General features: G+C 60.3%; 27 protein-coding genes. 21 read left to right on the top strand and 6 right to left on the bottom strand.

Features of this window, described 5'->3' with window-relative positions:
• The first annotated feature begins 76 nt into the window (after positions 1-76).
• The 5 genes from BSG19_RS02735 to BSG19_RS25945 all read left to right on the top strand — a co-directional run bounded on the left by BSG19_RS02735 (position 77) and on the right by BSG19_RS25945 (position 2,315).
• A complete protein-coding gene (locus tag BSG19_RS02735) occupies positions 77-1,009 on the top strand; it encodes a phage tail tube protein (RefSeq protein ID WP_092984604.1) in 933 nt (310 codons plus the stop codon).
• Positions 1,006-1,215, top strand: a complete 210-nt coding sequence (locus BSG19_RS02730) for a hypothetical protein (RefSeq protein WP_092984602.1) — start codon at positions 1,006-1,008, stop codon at positions 1,213-1,215. The genes BSG19_RS02735 and BSG19_RS02730 overlap by 4 nt, the downstream gene beginning before the upstream one ends.
• Positions 1,208-1,552: a hypothetical protein gene (locus BSG19_RS25645; RefSeq protein ID WP_139274714.1), complete on the top strand. Its 345-nt coding sequence runs from the start codon at positions 1,208-1,210 to the stop codon at positions 1,550-1,552. The genes BSG19_RS02730 and BSG19_RS25645 overlap by 8 nt, the downstream gene beginning before the upstream one ends.
• Positions 1,549-1,968, top strand: coding sequence for a hypothetical protein (locus BSG19_RS02720; RefSeq protein WP_092984598.1), 420 nt, complete (start codon positions 1,549-1,551; stop codon positions 1,966-1,968). The genes BSG19_RS25645 and BSG19_RS02720 overlap by 4 nt, the downstream gene beginning before the upstream one ends.
• Before the next feature lie 206 nt (positions 1,969-2,174).
• Positions 2,175-2,315, top strand: a complete 141-nt coding sequence (locus BSG19_RS25945) for a hypothetical protein (RefSeq protein WP_170865836.1) — start codon at positions 2,175-2,177, stop codon at positions 2,313-2,315.
• 3 nt (positions 2,316-2,318) lie between these two features.
• Here BSG19_RS25945 and BSG19_RS02715 read toward each other — a convergent pair whose 3' ends face one another.
• The gene (locus BSG19_RS02715; protein WP_092984596.1) at positions 2,319-2,729 is read right to left on the bottom strand and encodes a hypothetical protein; all 411 of its coding nucleotides are present in this window, start codon (positions 2,727-2,729) and stop codon (positions 2,319-2,321) included.
• Between the two features lie 701 nt (positions 2,730-3,430).
• Here BSG19_RS02715 and BSG19_RS02710 point away from each other — a divergent pair.
• From BSG19_RS02710 to BSG19_RS02635, 16 genes are all read left to right on the top strand, one after another.
• Positions 3,431-6,892: a phage tail length tape measure family protein gene (locus BSG19_RS02710; protein WP_139274713.1), complete on the top strand. Its 3,462-nt coding sequence runs from the start codon at positions 3,431-3,433 to the stop codon at positions 6,890-6,892.
• Positions 6,889-7,542 (top strand): hypothetical protein, encoded by a 654-nt coding sequence (locus BSG19_RS02705; RefSeq protein WP_092984592.1) that lies wholly within the window; start codon positions 6,889-6,891, stop codon positions 7,540-7,542. The genes BSG19_RS02710 and BSG19_RS02705 overlap by 4 nt, the downstream gene beginning before the upstream one ends.
• A complete protein-coding gene (locus BSG19_RS02700; RefSeq protein WP_092984590.1) occupies positions 7,539-8,165 on the top strand; it encodes a hypothetical protein in 627 nt (208 codons plus the stop codon). Before BSG19_RS02705 ends, BSG19_RS02700 begins: the two co-directional genes overlap by 4 nt.
• A complete protein-coding gene (locus tag BSG19_RS02695; protein WP_092984588.1) occupies positions 8,158-8,586 on the top strand; it encodes a DUF6950 family protein in 429 nt (142 codons plus the stop codon). Before BSG19_RS02700 ends, BSG19_RS02695 begins: the two co-directional genes overlap by 8 nt.
• 3 nt (positions 8,587-8,589) lie before the next feature.
• The gene (locus BSG19_RS02690) at positions 8,590-11,955 is read left to right on the top strand and encodes a phage tail protein (RefSeq protein ID WP_092984586.1); all 3,366 of its coding nucleotides are present in this window, start codon (positions 8,590-8,592) and stop codon (positions 11,953-11,955) included.
• 55 nt (positions 11,956-12,010) lie between these two features.
• Positions 12,011-12,271, top strand: a complete 261-nt coding sequence (locus BSG19_RS02685; RefSeq protein ID WP_092984584.1) for a hypothetical protein — start codon at positions 12,011-12,013, stop codon at positions 12,269-12,271.
• 256 nt (positions 12,272-12,527) lie between these two features.
• A complete protein-coding gene (locus BSG19_RS02680; RefSeq protein ID WP_139274712.1) occupies positions 12,528-14,927 on the top strand; it encodes a hypothetical protein in 2,400 nt (799 codons plus the stop codon).
• Between the two features lie 89 nt (positions 14,928-15,016).
• Positions 15,017-15,784 carry a hypothetical protein gene (locus BSG19_RS02675; RefSeq protein ID WP_139274711.1) on the top strand — a complete coding sequence of 256 codons (768 nt, stop codon included), beginning with the start codon at positions 15,017-15,019 and terminating at the stop codon, positions 15,782-15,784.
• A gap of 179 nt (positions 15,785-15,963) precedes the next feature.
• A complete protein-coding gene (locus tag BSG19_RS02670) occupies positions 15,964-16,650 on the top strand; it encodes a pyocin knob domain-containing protein (protein WP_139274710.1) in 687 nt (228 codons plus the stop codon).
• Positions 16,651-16,674: 24 nt separating this feature from the next.
• Positions 16,675-17,091, top strand: coding sequence for a FlxA-like family protein (locus tag BSG19_RS02665; RefSeq protein ID WP_092984576.1), 417 nt, complete (start codon positions 16,675-16,677; stop codon positions 17,089-17,091).
• 52 nt (positions 17,092-17,143) lie between these two features.
• On the top strand, positions 17,144-17,947 hold the full coding sequence (locus BSG19_RS02660) for a lysozyme family protein (protein WP_244529064.1): 804 nt from the start codon (positions 17,144-17,146) through the stop codon (positions 17,945-17,947).
• Positions 17,948-17,967: 20 nt separating this feature from the next.
• Positions 17,968-18,468, top strand: a complete 501-nt coding sequence (locus tag BSG19_RS02655; protein WP_092984574.1) for a hypothetical protein — start codon at positions 17,968-17,970, stop codon at positions 18,466-18,468.
• Between the two features lie 124 nt (positions 18,469-18,592).
• Positions 18,593-18,928 (top strand): hypothetical protein, encoded by a 336-nt coding sequence (locus BSG19_RS02650; RefSeq protein WP_139274709.1) that lies wholly within the window; start codon positions 18,593-18,595, stop codon positions 18,926-18,928.
• The gene (locus BSG19_RS02645) at positions 18,912-19,241 is read left to right on the top strand and encodes a hypothetical protein (RefSeq protein ID WP_092984571.1); all 330 of its coding nucleotides are present in this window, start codon (positions 18,912-18,914) and stop codon (positions 19,239-19,241) included. Before BSG19_RS02650 ends, BSG19_RS02645 begins: the two co-directional genes overlap by 17 nt.
• 105 nt (positions 19,242-19,346) lie before the next feature.
• A complete protein-coding gene (locus BSG19_RS02640) occupies positions 19,347-19,706 on the top strand; it encodes a hypothetical protein (RefSeq protein ID WP_092984569.1) in 360 nt (119 codons plus the stop codon).
• A gap of 36 nt (positions 19,707-19,742) precedes the next feature.
• On the top strand, positions 19,743-20,006 hold the full coding sequence (locus BSG19_RS02635) for a hypothetical protein (RefSeq protein WP_092984567.1): 264 nt from the start codon (positions 19,743-19,745) through the stop codon (positions 20,004-20,006).
• A 36-nt stretch (positions 20,007-20,042) separates the two neighbouring features.
• Here BSG19_RS02635 and BSG19_RS02630 read toward each other — a convergent pair whose 3' ends face one another.
• The 5 genes from BSG19_RS02630 to BSG19_RS02610 all read right to left on the bottom strand — a co-directional run bounded on the left by BSG19_RS02630 (position 20,043) and on the right by BSG19_RS02610 (position 22,039).
• The gene (locus tag BSG19_RS02630) at positions 20,043-20,357 is read right to left on the bottom strand and encodes an ArsR/SmtB family transcription factor (protein WP_139274708.1); all 315 of its coding nucleotides are present in this window, start codon (positions 20,355-20,357) and stop codon (positions 20,043-20,045) included.
• A 105-nt stretch (positions 20,358-20,462) separates the two neighbouring features.
• Positions 20,463-20,708 carry a hypothetical protein gene (locus tag BSG19_RS02625; protein ID WP_092984563.1) on the bottom strand — a complete coding sequence of 82 codons (246 nt, stop codon included), beginning with the start codon at positions 20,706-20,708 and terminating at the stop codon, positions 20,463-20,465.
• Complete coding sequence (locus tag BSG19_RS02620; RefSeq protein WP_092984561.1) at positions 20,705-21,430, bottom strand: SOS response-associated peptidase; 726 nt, start codon at positions 21,428-21,430, stop codon at positions 20,705-20,707. Before BSG19_RS02620 ends, BSG19_RS02625 begins: the two co-directional genes overlap by 4 nt.
• 10 nt (positions 21,431-21,440) lie before the next feature.
• Positions 21,441-21,701 carry a hypothetical protein gene (locus BSG19_RS02615; protein WP_092984559.1) on the bottom strand — a complete coding sequence of 87 codons (261 nt, stop codon included), beginning with the start codon at positions 21,699-21,701 and terminating at the stop codon, positions 21,441-21,443.
• 56 nt (positions 21,702-21,757) lie between these two features.
• Entirely contained in the window at positions 21,758-22,039 is a 282-nt protein-coding gene (locus tag BSG19_RS02610; RefSeq protein WP_092984557.1) for a hypothetical protein, read from the bottom strand.
• Positions 22,040-22,133 lie beyond the last annotated feature (94 nt).

Raw genomic sequence — 22,133 nt, 5'->3', positions numbered from 1 at the left:
CCGAACTACGACCTGAAAGATTTTAAACGGCATTTTGCCGATCCCGCTGTAGAGCGGCCTTACCTGGAGAACAGCCATGACAGTTGCTGAAGGGTCGCAGACGCGGCTTGCTTATCTTGTCGAATCCACCATCGGCACGATCCCCGCCACTCCCTCGTGGAAGGCGCTGCGCTACACGAGCGAAAGCATCGTGCTCGACAAGCAGACGTCCATCCCCGACGAGATCCGCGACGATCGCAACGTGTCGGATATCGTCGACGTCGGCCGCTCGGTCACGGGCCCGGTCAACGGCGTGCTGAGCTATGGCACCTATGACGATCTGCTCGCCGCGCTCTTCTGCTCGGAATGGTCCTCGGATGTGCTGAAGAACGGCAAGATGCCGAAGACGCTGGCGTTCGAGAAGACGTTCGAGCAGGGCAGCACGGACGCCTACACGCGGTACCGCGGTTGCCGGATCAATACGCTCGATCTGCAGCTGACGGCCAAGGCGTTCATCACGGCCAACTTTGGCGTGATGGGTCTCGGCAGCCCGGCGCCGGCAACCAGTCCGATCACGGGTGCGACCTATATCGCGGCCACCACCACGCCGGTGCTGAATGCGGCTCTCAATATCGGCGAGCTGACGATCGGTGGCGTTGCGGCATCCCCGAAGCTTCAGGCAGCTTCCATCCGCATCAACAACAACATCTATGCGAACGACGTCCTGGGCCAGTACGAGACCTATAGCCATGGTCTCGGCCGTTTCGACGTGACCGGTTCCATTACGGCGCTGTTCGAGAACCTTGATCTCTACAACGCCATCCTGAACCACGACGACCTGTCGCTGTCGCTCACCCTCGGCGCCGCTTCCAGCGCCAAGTACACGCTGACCATCCCGAAGATGAAGGGCATGAGCGGCGGCCCGATGGTTCGCGGCAACAATCAGTCGGTCATCATCGAAATGCCTTTCCAGGCGAAATTCGATCCGACCACGGCCGCGTCGATGACACTGACGAGGGCTGTTGCATGAGCAAGAAGCCTGAAGAGAAGCTCGTCACCTTCACGCCGACAGAGAGCTTCGACGGCTATCCGGACGACAAGACGAAGGTCCGCTTCATTGCTGGCGTCGAGAGCGTGCCGGTCCCCGAAACCTACGCTCAGCTGATGCGCGATAAGGGGCTGATTGTCCCGCGCACGCAGCTTCATGAACCGAAGGCGGATGCGATCGATGAATAGGCGTAGTTTCCTGAAGGCCGCCCCAGCCGTCGCCGTGCTGCCTGGTGTGGCGCTTGCCTCCGGGCACGCGCCGGCTGGCTATCAACGTCTTTCAACTGAGAAGGACGACCCTGGATACCGCGCCTACTGCATGCTGCGAGGGGACCGGAAGAAGGTGAAGATTTTCCTCAACGGGCAGGAGACGAGCGCTCTTACAGCGGATGCTGGCGAGGGCTGGGTAAAGCGTCACGTGATCACGCCCGAAGGCAATGTCGCTCACGACGGCCGGGAGCTTCTCACAGAAGTCGTTCACGGCGCCGTCACCATCGAAATCACCAACAAGGACGAAGTGAAATGACCGTCAAGCTTGCATCGCTCAAGGCCGACCTGACCCGCGAAGAGAAGGGCGACTGGATCGAGTTCCCCGACTGGCCGGGCGTCGAGTTCAACGTCTCGTCCCTCCATCTGCCGGTCTACCGGACGCAGCGCGAACTCCTGATGCAACGGCTGGGCCGGAAGTACAAGAAGAAGCCGGTACCGCCGAACGTCCTGCTCGTCGAGCTCGGCAAGCTCTACCACGAGCATCTCCTTCACGGCTGGCGCGGCCTCGATGTCGCCTATGACCGGACGGCGGCCGCCGACATCATGACCAACCCGGAATACCGGAACGTCATTTCGGCTGTTGAATGGTGCGCTGCGGCTGTCAGTGAGGTCGAGGTCGAATACGACGAGGACGAAGCGGGAAACTTCGAGCAGCCTTCCGAGACCGCATAGAGCGCTCGGGGGCTGCGAAACACCAGTCGTGGATCGATGAGATTGCCGAAGCCTACCCCGACGAGGGGTGGCTAACGGCTGAAGATGAGGGCGGGGACGAGGACTTTGAGCCTCGCCCCTGGCACGAATTCTACTTCCGTGCGTTCGATGCCATCCGGTTTGATCGGCAGTATGGCGCCATGGGGGGCGAGAGTCCGATCTCGTACATGGTGATGAGCCAGTACGCTCGGGACCATGGACTCACGCTCGACGAGTTCGAGCATTTCAGGCGCTTCATCGGCGTTCTGGATGGGGTGCATCTGGAAATTGAGGCGCAGAAGGCGAAAGCGTCCAAGACCAGCGGTTGAAAATTAAGGGAATATCAGGCGCACATTTGCACCATTTGCGCCCGATACGTCGCCATCGAATGCGACATAGACGCAATCTACTACTCCGCGAACTGGCGCGTTGAACGCGTTGGGTGCATCGTAAACGAGATGCACAGAAAATTCTTCGGGGACTTTGCCTGCATCGTACTCGCGAAGGCCTTGCTCGGTCTTCTCGTAGCTGTAGTCGATCTTCGCGATCAGCATCCTGTGGTAGTCGTCCCGGCTTACTGTCTTCTGTGTTTGGGTTGCACTGACACGATGATAGCCCGCTGGCGCCACAAGATGATCCGCAAGCGACTGCTCACAGGCGGAGATCAGATCGCCAGCCGTGGCTCCACCTGAACCCAGTCCCAAAAGAGCAATCGTTAGTAGCGCTCTGCGAACCATAGTCATCCCTCTCCTATTGCGAGAGGCGACGATAGCGCATGGTTAGAAAAGGTAAAGCTATGGCCGTTGAACTTCGCAGCCTCCGCGTTTCAGCTGATTTCGATGCGAATGGATATGCCGCAGGTGCAAATCGCAAAGTTGCTGCGGATCGGGCTATGTCTGAGTCCGGCAGGCAGGCCGCGCAGGCCATGGAAGCTGTCGGAACAACGGCGGCATCGACCAACACAAGGATCTCGTCGGCCGCCGACGGGATCGAGCGGATCAAGCGACAGTTCGTGACAGGGTATGCCGCCCAGGCAGACTTTGACCGCGGCCTCAAGACGGTCGGCGCAGGCCTTGACAAGGGGCGACTGTCCGCAGAGCAGGCCTCGGTTGCCGTGGAAAACCTTTCGCGGAAATACGGCGTAGCGGCCGACGCCTCTCATTCTGTTGCAAAGGGCAACGCCGCATTGTCCCAGGCGATCGCTGAGGCCAACGGTCGGATCACGGCTCAGAGCGCAGCTGTCGACGACCTAGCGCAATCCTACCAGCGCATGGCAGCTGAGGCGCGTCTGGCCCAGGCGGCAGAACAGGCGGCTTCGCAGGCGCAGGCCAGCATCAACCGGACGCTCGGCGTGGGTGCCGCTGCGGGCGGTCGCGCATCTGACTCCGCATCCGTCTTTGCCGAAGAGCTTGCTCGTCGGGAAGAGATGGAGCGACTTCGCGCCATGCAGACAGGCGGTGCGTTTGCCAGCGATCTGAACGCGCGCCTGGGAGTCAACGGCAATGGCACCTCCGCGCGCGGTTCTGCTGCTGTGTTTGAGGAGGCGGCGCGTGAGGCGGAACGATTCGCGCAGAAGGCGACGATGCTGCGGGCTCAACTCGACCCGGTTGGAACGTCTCAGGCACGGCTGAATAGCGAGCTGGCGGAATATGCAATGCTTGCCGACCGCGCTGAAATCAGCACGACAGAGCTTGCTCAGGCGCAGACGATGGCGCGCGCTCGTCACGAGCAGTATGTGGCCAGCTTGGATCGCAATCCCGTCAATGACAACAGTCCGAACCACGCCGCGACAAATGCGATGTTCCAGTTTCAAGATGTCGCTGTGACCGCCGCCGGCGGAATGAATGCCGGCATGATTGGCCTCCAGCAGGGCTCTCAGATTGCCGGAGCATATGCTGGCATGAGCCTTAAAGAGGCTGCAGCTACAACCGGCGCGGCGCTTGCTGGATTGGTCAGCCCGCTGTCGCTTGCAACAATTGGTCTCACGGCGGGTGCTGCAGCTGCGATCCAGTTTGGGATGGGCCTTACGGATGCCGAAGGCGATGCCAAGAGCCTCGAAAAGGCTCTCGAGCGCCACGAGAACACGCTCAAGCAGCTTGAAACCAGATACGGTTCACTCATCCAAATGGCGAAGGGGTACAATGCCGAAGGCATTCGCACACTTTCGTTTCAGGCGGGATCGGATGTTCGCGGACTGCGGAACGCCACGAAAGTTGCAGGGGAAGAATTCTTTTCTGAAGTTGGTGGAATTGCAATCGGAGGCGTGAATCGAGGGAGTTACGTAGCCGACGGCGGGGCTTTCCTAGGTTCAGGGTTTAAACCGTTCAACGATGCCATCACAAAGCTTCGCAAGGAATTTAAGGACGGTAAGCCTGACTTCGAAGCATTTTACGATAGCCTTTACAAGACTGCGGACCTTGATCCCGAATACGCAAAAAAGGCGGACGAGCTTGGCAAGTTGGTTGAGAAGTTCCGTGAGGGTTCATACGCACTGCAGGAAATGGAACGCATCCAGCGCGCGGTACAGAACGCAGGTAGCCGGAACTACGGCGCGGTAGGTGCAGCGTTTCAAGCCGATCAGGACTTCCGGCAGCTGACGATGCATCGATCTGCTGAGCTTGACGCATTGGAAATGCGAGCGCGCACCCCGGCCGAGCATGCAGCTGCAGCGCGAATGAGAGAAGAAAATTCGTATGACCCTCTCGAATCCACAGCTACGAGAAGTATGCGAATCCAACTTGCGGAGACGCAGGCTCTCACCCGTGCTGAATACGAACTGAAAGAGGCGCAGAGCCAGCGCGTGCGCCAATATGATGCGGATATGGCGGCCATGCGCGCCAAGTCGCCGGCTGAAAAGGAAGCGGCGGCGCGCGCTCAAGCCGGTGTACAGATTGTAGATGGTGAGGACGGACCGTCCCGCCAGTCGCGGATTGCCATGGCAGGTACGCAGGCTCGCATCCAGGCGGAATATCAACTGAGCGAAGCCCAGCAGGAACGCGTCCGCTCGATCCAGGACGGTATCCGCCAGCAGGAGCTTGAAGTCGCCGTCATTGGACAGACCGTTGGCAAGACGGCCGAGCTGCAGACGGCTTATTCCCTCCTCTCCCAGCTACGCACTGAAGCTGCTCGCAACGGCATCACATCCGAGACTGAGTTCCAGCGAGTCTTTGGGCAGGAAATCGAGCTTGTCAATCAGGCGGCTGCCGCCCATGGACGCCTCGCCGAAACACGGGCGCGAGCGCAGCTGTCGAACGACCTGCAGTTCGAGCGTGACCAGCTTTATCGCTCGTCCCAAGACCAGCAGATTGCATCGCGCCAGCGCGGCGCCGGGCTGACTGTTGATCTGTCGTCGGAAGACGCTTTGATCATGCGTCAGAACATGCAGCTGGCGTCGCTGCGTGAGGGCATTACAGGCTTCTTCACCGATTTTCGGGACGGGCTTGAGCAGGGCGACAGCATCGGGGAAGCCTTCGGCAACGCGTTGCTGAACGGCCTCATGAAGGTGACGAACCGGATCACTGACAGCCTGATCGACAGCTTTGTCAGCAGCATAATCGGCAAGCCGGGAAGCGGCTCGACGGCCGGCACGGGTATTTTCAGCCTGATCGGCGCTGCCGCAGCGCCTGCGGCCGCTGCATCCACGTCTGCGGCCTCGGCCGGTGCCGGAATTGCGAGCACGGTCGCTGCTGCTGCGAACGACAATGCCGTCCGGAGTGCGGCTGGATCGGCTCTCAGCTTCGTCGGCAACTACAAAAGCGGCGTCGATGCGAAATTGACCGACATTCTGAACACGGCCGCGCAGCGCTTCCCGGGGTTCAAGGTCGATGCCATGTCCGGCTTCCGTCCGGGCGATCCTCGCTTTCACGGCCAAGGGCTGGCGACCGACGTCAAGCTGACGGACCTGTCATCCGGTAAGATGCTCGGCAACTACCAGGACGCATCGAGCTTCCGGACCTATGAGCAGTTCGCGCAGACGGCCCGCTCTGTTCAGATGGAGAAGTACCCGGAACTTGCCCAAGACTTCCGCTGGGGTGGTTACTTCGGCGGCGGCAAGGGCAAGTACGGCGCCGTGGACAGCATGCATTTCGATCTCGCCGGAAAGAAGGTCGGCATGGGCGGCGGATCTTGGGAGGGCGGGCTGAACTCCAGCCAACGCTCTCTATGGCCTGGCGCTCAGAGCAAAGGCATGGATTCCGACACGGCGGCGGCCGCTGTTGAGCGAATGGCAGCCAACAGCAATCAGGCTGCAACCAACCTCGGCGGCCTGACGAACGCCACGACGACCGCCATGAAGGGGGTCGGCGACTTCGGCACGGGTCTTGGACAATTCAGCCAGCAGCTGATGTCGGCAGCATCGGGCGCCAACAGCCCGAGCAGCCTTCTGGGTAGTCTTGGCAGCCTTCTTGGCGGTATCAGCCCCACCAGTTCGCTTTGGGCACCCAACACGACGCTAGGCAGCTTCCTGCTCACGGGCAAAGCAGGCGGTGGCTATACCGGACCGGGCGGCATCAACGAGCCGGCCGGCGTCGTCCACAAGGGTGAGATCGTCTGGTCGCAGATGGATATTGCCAGAGCGGGCGGTATCGGCGCTGTTGAGGGCATGCGGCTCGGCTGGGCTGGATATGCGGCCGGTGGCCTGGTCGGAGGCCCTGTCGATACCCCAGATCGACGCTCGACGATCCGTCAGGCAGGTAACGAGAATGCAGCTGGCCGGGGGAGTGACCGCGTCAAGGTTGATGTCGGTGTTTCGGTTGACGATGACGGCAACTTCAAGGGCTACGTCAAGAGGATCGCCGTCGAGGAAAGCCAGCGAGAGGCGCGCGACGCTGTCGACGACTATGACCGGTATATGCCGGAGAGGCTCCATGAGTATAACCGCAACCCCTACAACAGGGCTGCCCGATGACAGTCGTCTATCCATATTCGCTTTCCGCATTCGCTGACCAACTGGCAATCTCGACGGTCATCTGGGACATCCAGCGGAACGATGAGATGTCTGCTGGCGGTGATGGGCGGATCTGGCAAGCAGAGCTTTCCAGCCCCCTGTGGATGGCGACCGTCGAGCTGATCCTTCTGACGAACGACCGCGCCAAGCAGATCGCCGCGCAGATCCGCAAGCTCCACGGCACGCAAGAGGCGATCTACCTGAGTGATCCGCTATCGCTCTATCCTCAGTCAGATCGCACCGGCGCCATCCTCGGTAATGCCGCGGTGAAGGTTTTGAGCATCGCCACGGATCGGGCTTCTCTTTCCTTCACGGGTCTACCTGCCGGCTACGTGCTTACGCTGGGTGACAAGCTTACGATCCTTTACGGCAGTAACCCTGAGCGTGTTGGCTTCTTCGAGATCTCGGAGACCGTCGCGGCGAACGGTTCTGGCGTCACAGGTATGATCGGCGTTTTCCCGCATCTTCCATCAGGCATTAGCGCCGGTCTCAGCATCCGGCTTGCCAAGCCCTACTGCAAGTGCGGCATCGTCCCAGGGTCCCATAATCCTGGAACCGGCCGCAAACTGCACACAGAGGGCGCCGGCTTTAAGGTGATCCAGAAGAAATGAGAAACCCTCATCCGGACTTTTACGCCGCGCTCGTCAATGCGCGCGAACGCGGGATCGTGCCTCGCAAGCTGGTGAGCATTACCGGGCGATCGCATACCACAGGCGAGCTGGTCGCGCCGGTCAGCTTCTGGTCCGAGAATGATGACGAGGATATTACGGTCACCAGCGGGTTGACCGGGGACACCTCCACCCGCTTGTTCTTCGGCGGCATCAACCTTGTCGTCAGTCCCATCCCGCGCGTTGCCAGCCTGACGATCCAGACCGTGACAGTGACAGCCGGCCAGATCTCGCCAGCCATTCAGACAGTCGTTCGTGGCAGCAACATCCGGCAAGCCAAGGTCGAGATATGGGACGCTCTTCTCGATCCGGCGTCTCGCTTGCTTGTCGCACCGCCTGAGCTTGTTTGGCTCGGAGAAGTAGACGGATCGCCGATCGAGACGCCGCCGGTCGGCGGCAATGGCAGCGTCAAGATCAACACGAAGTCCGACGCCATCTCGATGCTGACACGGAAGAACCCCGCCAAATCCTCGGCCGAAGAGCAGAAGCGCAGGCAGGGCGACGAGTGGAACAAGTACGCCGGCGCGGTGAAGAACTGGAAGCCAAATTGGGGGCAAGATGATTGAGCTAAGACGTCGCCCATTGTGGATCGGGCCGTTCAACGATGTTCTGGACGACATGCGCCGGACGCCGTTCGACTGGAAGACAAACGACTGCGCCTGCAAGTTTGCCGGCCGGATTGTTGAGGTCTTGACGGGAGAGAACCTCTACGCCGAGTTCGATGGAGCTTACGACGACGCAGCGTCGGCCTACCGGGTGATGCGAGCAGCGGGCTTCACGGATCTTGCAGACATGGTCGCTGCCTACCTCCCTGAGTATGATCACCCTTCCGAAGCCCACATCGGCGACATCATGGCGATGCCTGTCGACACGCCGTTCGGCCATTCCCTTGGCGTTCTCAACGGCGAGCGGATCTTCACACTTGCCCCAAACGGCATCAACCACATCGACCGCGCCGCCGCAACGCGCGCCTTTCGCGTCGGATAATCCATGAAATTTTTTATCCTGCTTTTGAACGTCGCATGGTTGGTGCTGACGGCGGCGGAGCCTGCGCATGCGGGTCCGCTTGCCGCTCTTGCTTCCGTGATATCGACGGCGATCGCAGGCGCCGGCGCGATCACCAAGATCGTTCTCGGCCTCGTCTTTAATGTCGCTGTATCGTTGCTGCAAAAGGCCCTGACCAAGACGCCGCAGCAAAAGGCCATTGGCGTCAAGCTGGACATCCAGATTGGCGACGACATCCCCGTGTCGACAGTCATTGGCTATTACCCGACGGCCGGGAAGCGCAATTACGTACAGACATGGGGCGAGTTCAGAAAGACCCCGAATGCGATGATTTCGCAGGTCGTTGAACTTGGCAATCTGCCGATGTCGAAGACGGCTCTGCAGGATCTGGAACTGTGGATCGATGACCAGAAGGTCACGGTCCTGACCGGTGAAGCACCGGATGAGAACGGCTATCCGATTAAGGAATTTCGCGACGACGACGATCGGGATGGCGATGTTGGCAGCGGCATCGACGATTACGCGTGGATCAAGTTCTACAACGGTACGCAGACCACCACAGACCCCTTCTTGATGGAGAAGTTTGGCGATCTGGAGGACCGCCCATGGCTGTCGAGCATGATCGGGCGCGGCGTCCCTTACGCCATCATGACGTACCGCTACCGGCCGAAGTATTTCAATACGGTTCCGGAAGCGCTGTTCGTGTCGCGAGGCATTCCCCTCTACGACATCCGCAAGGACTCGACGAACGGCGGTAGCGGCCCTCAACGGTGGGACGATCAGTCCACTTGGGAGCCGTCGGTCAATGCTGTCGTGCTGACCTACAACGTCGTCCGTGGCCTGCGCTATGAGAACGAATGGTTCTTCGGCGGTCAGAACCTCGCCGCCTCGCGCCTACCTGCGTCGAACTGGATCGCCGCAGCGAACGAAGCTGGACGCCTCATCGAGATCCCCGGAACGCAGACGGAACCTCAGTTTCGCGCAGGCCTTGAGATCACCGGTGACATGGTGCCGCTTCAGGTGGTCGACACTCTGCGGGAAGCCGCGAATGCGCGTATCGCCGAAGTCGGTGGCGTGTTCAAGATCCAGGTCGGCGCGTTTGGTGCGGCGGTCTTCAGCTTCACCGATGCGGATATTGAGATCACGAAGGGCCAGACCTTCGAGCCGTTTCCGACGCTCGACAAGACCGTCAACCAGATCAACATCAGCTACCCGAACCCGGAAGAGAAGTGGGTCACGAAGGATGCCCCGGCACTGTCTGCCAAGAGCATCATCGATGACGCAACGGGCAAGTCGCTGTTTGAGATCGACGGCAACCGGGTGCTGCCGGCTGACGTCCAGCTTCCGGCTGTGCCGTTCCCGCGCCAGGCGCAGCGCATACGCCGCGCGATGATCAAAGAGGAGCGTCGTTTCCGCACGCACCGCTTTTGGCTACCGCCTGAGGCGTGGGTGCTGGAGCCTAACGACGTGATCGCATGGACGTCGCTGCGCAATGGCTACGTCAACAAGAAGTTCATCGTCGTCGAAATCCAGGGCGAAGTCACGATGAATCAAATGGTGACGATCCGCGAGATCGACCCGGCCGACTATGACTGGTCGCCGACGTTTGAGCTGCCGTTCGCCTCCGGCTATCTCGGCACGATGCCGGTGCCGGCGCAGCCTATGGAAGGCTGGACGGTCACTGCGACGACCATCCTCGATGCAAGCGGCCTTGCGCGGCGGCCGGCGATCCGCGTGACGGCGGCTGCCAACCTTGACGACGTACGGAACGTCTGGGTGAAAGTCCGACTGAAAGAGACTGGCGCCATCGTTTTCGACAGTGACCAGCAGCTTTATGCCGCGCCCTATGCGTGGATTCTCTCAGGCGTGTGGCTTCTGCCGGCGACGGAGTATGAGGCGCAAGGCAGGCTTCTTCGAAACTCGCTGTCGGTTGAAACGGAGCCCAGCGCCTGGTTGCCGGTCACGACGGATGACATTCGGTTCTCGACTCAAGATCTCCACCTGCAGGAAATCTCGCAGGCAATCGGAAGCGAGCTTGCTGCGCTCGAAGAATGGGTGTGGCGCGACACCAACATCCGCAAGCTGATCGAGGACCGCAAGGCGCTGGCGCTGGGGATCTCCGAGCAGGACCTCGCAAACTACTCGGACAAGAAGCAGCTTCGCCGGGAGCTGGTCAGTCAAGCCGGCAAGCTCCGTGCGCGCTTTCAGGAGCAGATCGACGTCGCGACGTCTGACACGAAGGCTCTTGCGCAGCGTGTGACAACCTTTGAAGCCGAGCTGGAGGACAAGGCGTCAGCGTCGGTCGTCGAAACAACCATTGCACGGGTGACGGCAGCCGAGGGCAGCATCTCCAGCCTGTCGGCGGATATGATGACGCTGGCGACGTCGCTGTCCGACAAGATCGGCTCGACGGTCTTTTCATCGCTGGTCTCCGAGGTCTCGCAGATCGGCGACGTCATCACCCTTCAGGGCGACATCATCAACGAGATCGAGCTTGAGCTTGACGATAAAGCCTCATTCGAGGCGCTGTCGGTACTGACAGGCACTGTGACGCAGCAAGGCGAAACGATCACCACCCAAGGCGAGGCCATCCTTGGTATCCGCAGCACCGTGGGCTCGGCCATCGCGCAATCCCGCATGAGGTTCGAGACGGTCAACGCGAACGGCTCCGGTTATGCGCTGGCTGCCATTCAGACCCGCTTCGGGACGGCAGACGATTATCGGTCGGCCGGGATGTTCTTCAAGACCTATTCCGATCCAAGCAAGCCGCCGGAGGTGATCGTCAACGCCGGTCTGTTTGCCGTGGCCGTCGGGAACGACGAGACCGGCACCAAGATCTTCGCAGTCGATGCGGGCGGCCTCTACATCGATGCCGGCTACATCCGCAACATTACGACGGACAAGATCACCTTTCTCGACAACAGCGTTCTGACGAGCGCGCTTGCTCAGGAAGCGGCCATGTCGATGCCGACGTTCAGCATGGCCAATAGCTTTCCCCATACGACGGGCACGTCGCAAATCGGCTTCCTCTCCGTCACGAAGACAGCGCGCGATAGCGTTCGCGTTGCCGGGGATGTTCGCGTGAGGATCACGGATCTTGGCGGAAATCCCAAGGTAGATGTGACCGTCGAAATCTATTGGGGCGCTCAGTTTCTCGGCGATGCGACGGTCTCCTTCGATGAGCAGACGCCGCTCGGCAAAACGATCGCTTTCGGCGGAACGATCATCTCCGGGGCCGGAACGCAGAACCTTCAGCTTCTGATCAGCAGTGACCGTCCGAGCGCATTGCAGATTGGACGTCGAACGATGACGGCGATCGTCGGCAAGAAGGTCCTGCCTCCGTCGGCCTGACCGACTGCACACTTCCGTTTCCAACATAGGCCGGCCACTGCCGGAAGGACACTTCATGAGCGATGCGATGACCATCAGCGCCGCCGCGCAACTGCGCGAGGCGGAGAACCAGCTTGCCTACTTCCGAGGGCGTGTCGCGGTCCTGGCGCAGCACATCATTGATCGCGATCAGCTCCTTCAGAACGCAAAGCAGGCGGTCGACGAGGCCAGCGCTCGCGAGATCGAGATGAACGCGCAGATCGTCGAACTGCAGGACAAGCTGCGGGTCGCGACAGCGAAGAAGACGCCGGCCAAGGGAGCTGCAAATGGCGAATGAGGACCTGATCAGCGGCGGCACGGCTTCGATTGCTACTGGCTCGAAAGCCGTAACCGGGCAGAACGTCAGCTGGGCGCGTGTGATGGAGGGTGACTTCTTCGGTGCACATGTCGGCTTGGCAATCCCCATCGAGGCCGTCTCAGGCGGAACCATCACGCTTGCCTTCCCGTGGCCGGGCGCTTCGCAGACAGATGCTCCCTACGCCATCCAGCAGAAGGGGGATGTCACCCGGTTTCAGGAGCGCATCCGCCTTCTCGTGGAAGGCCTGACGACGATCGATGCTGCCGTCGCTGCGGCTGTCGAGGAAGAGCTCGCCGACTTCGTGGGGTCTGCGCCAGAGCTTTTGCGGTCGCTTGCCGATTTCGCAGCCGCGATCGGCAACGATCCGAATTTCGCAGCTACGATTTTCGCTCAGCTTGGTTTCCGGCTGCGGGTCGATACTGATCAAGGGCTGAGTCCTGCTCAGATGCAGCGTGGGCGAGCGAACCTCGGTCTGGATAAGGTTTCTAACCTGGCGCCCGGCGAGTATCCGGTGTCGTCTCTTCAGGCATCAGCCATCGCCGCAGCCGTCGCGACAGAAGCATCGGCACGATCGGCAGCTATCGCCCAGCTCGTCGGTTCCGCACCTGAGTTCCTCGACACCTTCGCGGAGATAGCGGCGGCGATCGGGAACAACCCGAACTTCCTGACCACGATCCTGACCGCGCTTGGCCTCCGCCTCCGCGTGGATGCCCCACAGGGCCTCTCGGCCGAGCAGAAGCTTCAAGGAAAGACGAACCTCGGCCTCGATACACTCGAGGTCGATATTGAGGCACTTGAGGATGAGGTCGTTCTTCTCGATGGCAAGATAAAGGACGAGGAGACTTTCCGAAAACAGGATGTAGCCGGTCTGCAGGGTGCAATCCTAGAAGAGGCCACCACGCGGCAGACGACAGATAACGAGCATCATGCCCGTATTGTCGCAGCCGAGGGGATCTTTGCCCGCTTGATGGCTGCCTTCGGCGCCAGCGTCGATGCGATCCGCATGTTGAAGGAGGCGAAGTATCGCCGCTCGGGCATCGACGCAGCGACCATCGACGCGGCCGGTCGTCTTTTCTTCGGCTGGCGCCGGCGTGACAGCGTCATGGTGGTTGGCGGTGAAGGTGTTGAAACGAACAGCTGGCGATTGATTGAGGATCATCGCTTTCGGCGTTCGGGCATGATCGCGGCTGTCGTTGATAGGGGCGGACGCCTGATTTCTGGATTGCGCCAGCGCGACCAGACTTATGTCCTACCGGCGCGAGCGCTTGAAGTTGGCGCAACCACCCGGATCGATAGCGGCGCCAAGTTTGCCCGCTCCGGGATCGCGGCGGCTGTTGTTGATCAATCCGGGCGTCTGATCCGTGGGCAGGATGTCGCCGCCCGCCGTGAGAGACTTGGCGCCGCTGGCGTCGCGACCCGATATCAGGCTTGGGATGGGCTGAACCCCGCCTCTCTATCCAGATCGGGCTACATTAAGGCAACGGTGAATGAGGATCGCCGTGTAATCGACGCAGTGAAGACCTCTGGGGTCGGCATCGTTAATGGCCGCGAGGTGGCGGTGCCTTCTGAGGCATGGAAGGATTACGTCGTCTATACCAAGATGGTCGGAGGCTTTCAGCACGTCTTTTCCGAGAGGCGTGAGACGGGGGTGCGGCTGCAGTTGTCTCGATCGGGCACTGAAAACGCCAATCCGCGCTTTGAACCCGATGGCTCGGTAGTGTGGGAGCAACTCACCGACGACTTCGGACGGGTGCTCTGGACATCGGCGGCGGACAGCGTGACGACACGGCGTGTGTTCCCGATGATCGAGATGCTCGGTGCGGGAGACAGTCTTGTCGAGGCGAACTATGGTGCACAGTTGGCCACGCTTGCGGGTATCCCTTACCGCAATATCGGGAGATCGGGCGCGACCAGTGCCAATGTGGCGACACGTTTGGGGGGGCGTCGCATGAGGCTCGCTTCCGTCACTGGATTCATCCCCGCTTCCGGCTCAGTCGAGGTTGACAGCCTGGATGGGCTTGGGGTCCTTTCCTTCTATGGCGATGCCAGCGTGAGTAACGTTCCTGGCTCGTGGGCGGGCGTACCGGGCACTCTCTCGTGGGACAAGCCAACGCGCAAGATCACCTTCGCACGAACGACGGACGGCGCGGCCGTAGTTGTGCGCGGTGGCATTCCTTTCGAGCCCCTTATCGTCGAAAACGGCACAGGTGCCGCGCTGCCTGACCTGCTGCAACGCATCCTTGTTTTCGGCTTCGGTCGCAACGACATGGAAAACTATCTCCGGATCTTTGCTAACCTTCAAGCCGTCGTCGCTGCCATCCCCACCATCGCCAAGCATTGGGTCTTCGTGCTCCCAATGCCATCCAAGAGCGAAGTCCTGGGAAACTGGGCTGGGTACCAGTCGTATTTGGCGCTCAAAGCGCTCTGCCTTGCGGCCTATCCGAACAACACCTTCGACATGCTTGGCCACTTCCTGACGCAGGCGAACGGGACGACGGCAGACCAAGCTGCGGTCGCGGCGGGCTACCCCCCGCCGTCGCTGATGGAGAGCGATGAAATCCACCCGAACGCCCTGGGCCGGACGGCCGAGGCGAATGGGCTCTACAACCACCTTAACGCAAAAGGATATTTCTGATGGCTGGACCTTACACCAAGCTCCTCAATGTCAGCGCCTCCGGGCCCATCCTCTACCCCGACGCCATCATGGACGTCGGGACCCTCTCTGTGATCGACTTCCTCGACAACTACACGTGGCCCAATGAGGTAGCCGTCACGCCTGTCAGCACAACCGCAGACTACAAGCAGTTCGATGCCACTGGCGTTGAGTTCGAAGGCCCGCCTGTCCGTTTCGATTATCCGCTCACGGTCTACGGCGGGGCGATCAGTTACGACGGAACGAAGGGTCGCAACCTGATCCTGCCTGACTGCTGGAAGCTCAATACTGGCATGAAGCATTTCGCCATGGGGTTCTGGCTCCAGATGAACGGAGCGATCCAAACAGGCTTCAACAACGTGATCGCGGGCTTCATCAGCGATGCAAACGAGATCCAGTGGGTCATCTCGCCGATCGGCAACTCTTCTAACGCAGTGGTCAATCTTAACCCTTACTTTCGGCGCGGGGCGGTTGCTTGGGATATGAGCCTCATCAGCGCGCTCAACATTGCAGGCGACATCTTCAACAGTGGCGTTCACCAGCTGGTTTTCGAGTATGAAGAAAGCGCGGATGGAAGCACCTTCGTCATGCGCTTTTACCTCGATGGCCAACTGGTGGCGACATCGGGTGCTTTCCCGACCTCGGGTGGAAACCCTTTCTTGGCAAAAACGACGGCTGGCAAGGCGAAGATCGGATGCCCAGCCGGTTATGCCGGTGGCACGTTCACCGGCAGTTTCCGCCGCGCTTGGTTTCAGGATCTCATGGTTTCGAACCGTGATCTTATGAAGATGGCCAAGCTCGACTGGGATGAGAACAAAGACCGCATGAGGGCCTTCTGATGGGGCGCTTTTCGCTGACCACCGGTCAAGTACCGTCGGCTGCGGATGCTAGCATTGGAGACCTCCTAGCCAACCTGACGGACTTCAAGATCTTCGGCAGACTCCCAGGCGGGGCCGTCGTCCTTCTGGCCAGTCGGTCGGCCTCCGATCTATCGTCAGGGACCTTGGCAGACGCGCGCATGGCCGCTCGCGTCCGCTCTGACAGCCTACCCGTAGCCGACGCCGACGCGGCCGCTGAGAACGGATGGTACCGGTGCGATCCAGCATCACTGAACACGCCCTACGCCAATTACTGGATCCTGGAAGTTCAACGCTACGACACCACGATACATCAGGAGATCACCCACCACCAGCTGGCCATAAAGTATCGTCGAGCCAAGTTGGGCACTTGGACCACCTGGGAGCAGGTCCTCGGGGGGCTGGCGGAGCTTGACGCGCGGTATGCCCGCATCAACGGCACTCAGAACCTTTTCGTCACAGCTACCTACGCCGCGCTAGTCCTGAGTAAGACGGCCTCGGGTCAAGCCTCGCGCGTTGTCGGCTCGACTGCAGGGCTCACCCGCTGGGAGTTAGCATTGGGGGACGGGAGTGCAGAGTCCGGCTCGGATGCGGGCTCCAACTGCTCTCTCAACGCCTATACCGATACTGGCGCTTACAAGATGACACCGTGGACGGTCAGCCGCGCCACGGGCGTCATGGCGTTCAACCTGCCCGTCAAACTGCCGTCCTACACGGTCGCGACACTGCCCAGCGCCTCTGCATTTGCGCAAGGCATTGTGTATGTCTCGAACGGTACGGCCAGCAAACGTCTGGCCATTTCAGACGGGGCCAACTGGCGCTTCGCCGACGGGGCGATCGTCTCTTAACACTCCATCAGAAGGGCCAGCGTCATGGCAATTGAAGATAAGAAAATTCCGTATGAACTGCTGGTGCGGTACGGCCTTGATGGCAAGCCCGTAGGCGCCCACGCAGTTTACCGCCGACACATCACCCTGGATGGTGAGGTGATCAAGGACGAGGTTGGATCAGCCGAGCCGATCGACGTTGCCGGCTTCCCGACCAGCTCCATCATGTCCGACACGACGCGCGATGCGCTGGCCGAGATCGCCGCGCTCAATGCGCGCGTCGATGAGCTAGCCGAGCAGGTGAATGCGGCGGCTGACACGCTGGAGACGGCGAACAAGCATGCCGAGCTGCTGGCGCAGGAGAATGAGGCGCTGATCGCGGAGGTCGAAAGTCTGCAGGCGGAGATCGCAGCCATGCAGTCGTCCGCTTCTGCTTCGGCTGAGACGCCCTCGGCCGAATAACGCGCCGCTCTCACGGTCACCACGCCTCCGGGCAATCTCAAAGGACATCGTTATGACGACCCCCACGACGCTGGATCTCCAGCGGAGTTTGCTTTCGCTTGGCATCGACGTCGGTAAGGCCGGCGCCGATGGCCAGTATGGCGGCGATACGCGCCGCGCAATGGACGCGGCTCTTATTCAGCTTGCGAAGTTTCGCGGGGCGGCGGAGGTTATTCCTCCTGCCGTCGCCAGCATCAACCGCGATGTGCTTTTCGACGGTATCCGTCGACAGGGCTTGTTCAACGGTGCGCTGAAGCTGTCGCAGGTCGAGGGTATCGAGATCATCCTCGACGGCTGGGACCGATCAGATCTGACGGACCGCCGCTGGCTCGCCTACATGCTTGCGACCGCCTACCACGAGACCGGCCGCACTATGCAGCCCGTGCGCGAGACGTTCGCAGCGAACGATGACGAGGCGATCAAGATCCTCGATCGCAACTTCGGTGCTGGCAAGCTGTCATGGGTCAAGACGCCCTACTGGCGTAGGGATGCCAATGGCAAGAGCTGGCTCGGCCGTGGCCTCGTGCAGCTGACACACGAGGCGAACTACCGGACGATGTCCGCAATCCTTGGCCTCGATCTCGTCGGCAATCCGACCTACGCCATGAACCCGGAAATCGCCGTCGAGGTCATGATCGAGGGCATGACGCACGGTGCGTCGTCCAAGGGCGATTTCACCGGCAAGAGCCTCGAAACTTACTTCAATGCCACGACGGAAGACTGGGTCAACGCTCGCCGGATCATCAACGGGATCGAGAGCGCTGACACCGTCGCCGGCTATGGCCGCAAATTCCATGCAGCCCTCAAGGCTGCTTAACCCCTGAAAGGTCAAAAGACATGCATCGTTCTACATTCATTCTGGGCGCCGCAGCCGTCGTCATCCTGTCACTGCTCGTAGGGACGGCCGTGTTTGCGCAGGACGCTGCGCCTGTAGTGGCGCGTTCCTCGATCTGGTTCGATCTCTGGCAGATCCTGCAGCCGCTCGTCGTGCTCTTCGTCTCGATCGTCGGGCCGGTGCTCGTCACATGGATCGGCGCCCGCGTGATCGCGCTGCTCAAGATCACCGACCAGGCCAAGCAGCTGGAAGTCGAAGCGCAGCTGCGCAACGCGCTGCATGCGTCCGCCGCCAACGCCATCCGGTTCGCAATCGCCAAGGCGGGGCTCATGCCCGGGGCTGTGATTTCGCCGCAGCTCATCGAGACGGCCGCCACCTATGTTGTCGAGAAGAACCCCGATGCCCTGGCGAAACTCAAGGTCAGCGAGGATGCCCTGCGCGAGATCATCACCTCCAAGGTGCCCGATCTCGTGAAGGTCGTCAGCGGGCCGGCGAGAGCCTGAGCGGATGCACGGCGAAAGCTACACGGGTCCAGGTATCTGGATCCGTATCCAACACAGGTTCGGTCCGCGGAACATGGAATGGTTCTCAGGAGCCGTAACGACAACGTTTGGAGTCATTGTCCTCGTGGGCGACGACTTGTTCTCGCAGCCGTCTTGGGCCGGCTTCCGCGACTTCTTCGGCACGCAATCCCTCTTCGGCACCATTATGCTGATCCTGGGGATGTTGCGGCTGATCGCCCTTCTCATTAATGGCGCCAAAAAGAAGGTAACCCCTCAGATCCGGCAGGTCGCTGCCGGGTTTGGCCTCGTCATCTGGTTCGGTGTCTGTGCCGGATTCTACAGCTCAGGTGTCATCAGTACCTGGGCGGCGATCTATCCTTGGCTCGTGATCGCGGAGCTGACCAACATTCATCGTGCCGCGCATGATCAGGGAGAGACCCGCAATGGAAGAGCTGCTTAGGTCGCTGCCCGCCGAAGCTTTGTTTGGCCTTGGCGCCGTCATTGGGCTCGGCATTCTCGCGCGATACGCCGGCCTATGGCAGGGGCAGCGTGCGAGCCCCGAGCACTCCACCAACAGCGCTCAGGTCGCCGCCGTAATTGTTGACCCTACGGCTTTAAACAAGGCCACGGCGGCGATTGAGGCCCAAACGCTCGAAGCAATTCATTTCAGGAAATCGACCGAGCGCGCTGCTGACGACTTTGGTGATCGTATCCGCGATCTCACGCGAAGCATCGACGCAATGCGCGAGGAACTCATCCGTAGGGGCCGGTAGGTCCATCACATTTACGTTAATAAGAGAATCGTTTTGGCACATCTGGGCATTACGATAACGAGGTGTTAGCAATGACGCGGGAGGATTTCACTGGAGACACCACAGATGATTTTCAAACCGAGAATGGCAAACACAGCAGAACTTCAGACGGAGGTCGCGGACTTGAGGAGCAAGGTTCGGGCCTTTGGTCTCTTTGATGAGCGGGATTACCTTCAAGCGAACCCGGACGTCAGAGCAGCTGTGGGAGCGGGACAGTTCAAGGATGGATTGAGCCACTTCCGACAGATGGGCCTCGCCGAAGGCCGCTTCCCTGGCTACGGGGGATTTGACTGGGATGCCTATCTGCGCGCTAACGGCGACCTTGCGCATTTTCGGAATGAAAAAGATCCAGAGGCTGCTGCTCGTCGGCACTTTCGGGAGGCGGGGTATAGAGAAGGCCGAACATTTAAGGATAGCGAAGTCTGAACTTCATCTTGCCCCGTTGGACGCTATCCAACTGCCATGAACTCATACGAAAGCCAGTTCCGCGCCATCGTCGGCGAAGACTATGACCAGACAAGAGACCTCGGGGCGGAACAGGCCCGTGCGCTGTCCGCTCTGATCTTTGGCATGCCTCTGGTGCAGGTGACCCGTGACGGGTCTTTCATCACGTATGAAGGCTGGAGCGAAGAGCAGGGTGTCTACCTGTCGGTAATGGCGACCTACGACCACAAAGGCGCGATGCAGGCTATCTGCGAGCCGCACAACCGGATAGGCGCGACCTAAGCCATACCGCGCGTTTGTTCTGTAGGGTGGGGGCGCCTACGGCCTCGGAATATTTCCCGGCTGGTTGACTTGATGGGCTTCAGCAATCGAAATCATCCTCTGCAAGATGTCGACCTTATCCGGCGCAATCGTGCAGTATCTCGACTGCTCGTCTTTCCGCTGGACAAGCAGTCCTGCCATTTTGAATCTTCTGAGATGCTGAGACGTCGCAGACGACGATAGAGAAACGCGATTTGCTAGGTCGCCCACCTGCAACTCGCCTTCAAGCATGATGTGCACCATGCGTATTCGCATCGCATTCGCCAAGACCCCAAGCATTTCAGCAGCTTCATTTACCTGTCTACCGGTCACGTCATCCTACCTTTGCACCTGTTCGCTTCAACGGCGAATCGAGAAAGTAAGGATTTCATTACGTAAGAGCATCGTCTAGTTCTACATTTGGGGCCGACATGCTGGCTAATCCATCTCAGGAACGTCACCAGCCTGAAACAGCACGACCGGCGGCCCATACTCGCCGAGCCCTGGATCAGCGTCCCGGCTCCATGCGACGACGCCAGCGTGGCTATCTGCCATCAGCCGCGCTTCGCGCTTCGCCCGCTCTTCGGTGTCCACCTGACGGGGATCAAACGCCGGCACGAGATTGCCTTCGTCGTCCTTGTCGAATGCCGCCAGCACGATAAGTTTTGCACCTGCCATCGTCATGCCTCCTCACGCTTAAGCTGGATGAGCTTGTCATCGGGAAGGGGGCGCTGCAATCCCTTCGCTTCGTCCCATGGCAGTGTCAGCCAGGCATCCACCTCGGCTTCCGTCGTCAGGATCGCGGGCATTGCTTTCGGGTGGATCGGTCCAACAACGCCATTCGGCGGGCAGGTGAGAAAGGCATAGTAGTCTGACGTGATCAGCCCTTCCTTGACCTTGCGCACGCTGGTCCAGTCCTTGACCCAGATTCCGGTGAAGAACATCAGCGGCTCGCTCGCGTCGCCGGCGAACCATGCCAGCGGCGTCCGGCCACCTTCGACCTTGCTGGCAGGATCAGATTCCGAAAAGCGGGTGAGGGGCACTACGCACCGGTTCTCAACGCCAAGCCAGCGCTTCCAGTGCCGACTTGCCGTATTGCGCACATTCGTGGTGCCGCCGTCCGGCTCCATCTTCAGAAGCATGTCGAAATCGACGTCCTTCCCCTTGGCGCGCAGTTTGTCCGCTCGCTTGGTTGCCGCTTCATAAAGCGCCTGGCTGGAGCTTGGCATCCCCCATCGCACGGACGCGAGTTCACGCACACCATCGGGTGCATTGTGCACGACCGGCGCCATCCGGTCAGGGTAGACATCGAGCGCTGGCTCCATGTTGCCAACGACGTCACGCGCAGCTTTCGCGAAAGCGCGAATGGCCTCTTGATTGGTCGTGACGTTGTAGAGATTGCACATACTGTTCGCTTCACTCCACGGGAAAGGTGCCGAACTCCGGCGTGCTGCTGTCGGACAGGGCGGGATCGTCCTCCGGGTCCGGGTCTTCCTCGTATGCGAGCGCCTTAGCCCCTGCGAGCTTGGCCAACGCCTTGAAGATCGTCCGGTTATCCCAGCCGGCTTGAACTGCGTCCTCGATCAGCTCCTGCACGGGAAGGTCCAAGGCCTCTTCGCATTCGAGCGCGTAGTCTGGATGGTCCTTGGCAAACTTTGGACTGAAGATTTCTTCCATGACGGGTCTCCCTTTCGGGTGGACAACCGTAATCTGCGTGACTCGTTCCGGCCGTATCAGTGCCGATTTGACTTGATAAGGTCGCGATAGCCCTCAATCCCCGCCGTGATCGTGTCGCGATCCTTGGGCGCCTCTGTCGACAAGATGACGTGGCTGCCGTGACGGAGCATGATCCGACGGTTCGGCGTCCAGTGCAGGATAGCAAAGAAAGCCGCTCGCGCTGCATAGATATTGCTTGCGCCGGCCATACGCTCCGTGCGCTTGCCGGACGCATCCACCATGTCGATGGCGTGTACGAACTGATCCCCGAAAAAATTCTCTCGGTTGGCCTCAGGCATATCTTCCACCTGATCTGCGTAGCAGACTTCACAGAAGAACTGTCCGTCAGGCTCGGCAAGCCACGCCTCTACAGGTCTACCATCAATCTTGCCC

This window comes from Rhizobium sp. NFR03 (assembly GCF_900111275.1).
Taxonomy (GTDB): domain Bacteria; phylum Pseudomonadota; class Alphaproteobacteria; order Rhizobiales; family Rhizobiaceae; genus Ferranicluibacter.
This window is presented reverse-complemented; position numbering and strand designations above follow the sequence as displayed.

Bases quoted from the DNA above. Each gene is read 5' to 3' on its own strand.
- BSG19_RS02615 (WP_092984559.1), bottom strand. From the start codon at position 21,701: ATGGAAGAAATCTTCAGTCCAAAGTTTGCCAAGGACCATCCAGACTAC.
- BSG19_RS02715 (WP_092984596.1), bottom strand. From the start codon at position 2,729: ATGACTATGGTTCGCAGAGCGCTACTAACGATTGCTCTTTTGGGACTG.
- BSG19_RS02620 (WP_092984561.1), bottom strand. From the start codon at position 21,430: ATGTGCAATCTCTACAACGTCACGACCAATCAAGAGGCCATTCGCGCT.
- BSG19_RS02710 (WP_139274713.1), top strand. From the start codon at position 3,431: ATGCAGACAGGCGGTGCGTTTGCCAGCGATCTGAACGCGCGCCTGGGA.
- BSG19_RS02670 (WP_139274710.1), top strand. From the start codon at position 15,964: ATGGCCGCTCGCGTCCGCTCTGACAGCCTACCCGTAGCCGACGCCGAC.
- BSG19_RS02685 (WP_092984584.1), top strand. From the start codon at position 12,011: ATGAGCGATGCGATGACCATCAGCGCCGCCGCGCAACTGCGCGAGGCG.
- BSG19_RS02690 (WP_092984586.1), top strand. From the start codon at position 8,590: ATGAAATTTTTTATCCTGCTTTTGAACGTCGCATGGTTGGTGCTGACG.
- BSG19_RS02735 (WP_092984604.1), top strand. From the start codon at position 77: ATGACAGTTGCTGAAGGGTCGCAGACGCGGCTTGCTTATCTTGTCGAA.
- BSG19_RS25945 (WP_170865836.1), top strand. From the start codon at position 2,175: ATGGTGATGAGCCAGTACGCTCGGGACCATGGACTCACGCTCGACGAG.
- BSG19_RS02645 (WP_092984571.1), top strand. From the start codon at position 18,912: ATGGAAGAGCTGCTTAGGTCGCTGCCCGCCGAAGCTTTGTTTGGCCTT.
- BSG19_RS02700 (WP_092984590.1), top strand. From the start codon at position 7,539: ATGAGAAACCCTCATCCGGACTTTTACGCCGCGCTCGTCAATGCGCGC.
- BSG19_RS02665 (WP_092984576.1), top strand. From the start codon at position 16,675: ATGGCAATTGAAGATAAGAAAATTCCGTATGAACTGCTGGTGCGGTAC.
- BSG19_RS02720 (WP_092984598.1), top strand. From the start codon at position 1,549: ATGACCGTCAAGCTTGCATCGCTCAAGGCCGACCTGACCCGCGAAGAG.
- BSG19_RS02640 (WP_092984569.1), top strand. From the start codon at position 19,347: ATGATTTTCAAACCGAGAATGGCAAACACAGCAGAACTTCAGACGGAG.
- BSG19_RS02730 (WP_092984602.1), top strand. From the start codon at position 1,006: ATGAGCAAGAAGCCTGAAGAGAAGCTCGTCACCTTCACGCCGACAGAG.
- BSG19_RS02705 (WP_092984592.1), top strand. From the start codon at position 6,889: ATGACAGTCGTCTATCCATATTCGCTTTCCGCATTCGCTGACCAACTG.
- BSG19_RS02695 (WP_092984588.1), top strand. From the start codon at position 8,158: ATGATTGAGCTAAGACGTCGCCCATTGTGGATCGGGCCGTTCAACGAT.
- BSG19_RS02660 (WP_244529064.1), top strand. From the start codon at position 17,144: ATGACGACCCCCACGACGCTGGATCTCCAGCGGAGTTTGCTTTCGCTT.
- BSG19_RS02655 (WP_092984574.1), top strand. From the start codon at position 17,968: ATGCATCGTTCTACATTCATTCTGGGCGCCGCAGCCGTCGTCATCCTG.
- BSG19_RS02610 (WP_092984557.1), bottom strand. From the start codon at position 22,039: ATGCCTGAGGCCAACCGAGAGAATTTTTTCGGGGATCAGTTCGTACAC.
- BSG19_RS02625 (WP_092984563.1), bottom strand. From the start codon at position 20,708: ATGACGATGGCAGGTGCAAAACTTATCGTGCTGGCGGCATTCGACAAG.
- BSG19_RS02635 (WP_092984567.1), top strand. From the start codon at position 19,743: ATGAACTCATACGAAAGCCAGTTCCGCGCCATCGTCGGCGAAGACTAT.
- BSG19_RS25645 (WP_139274714.1), top strand. From the start codon at position 1,208: ATGAATAGGCGTAGTTTCCTGAAGGCCGCCCCAGCCGTCGCCGTGCTG.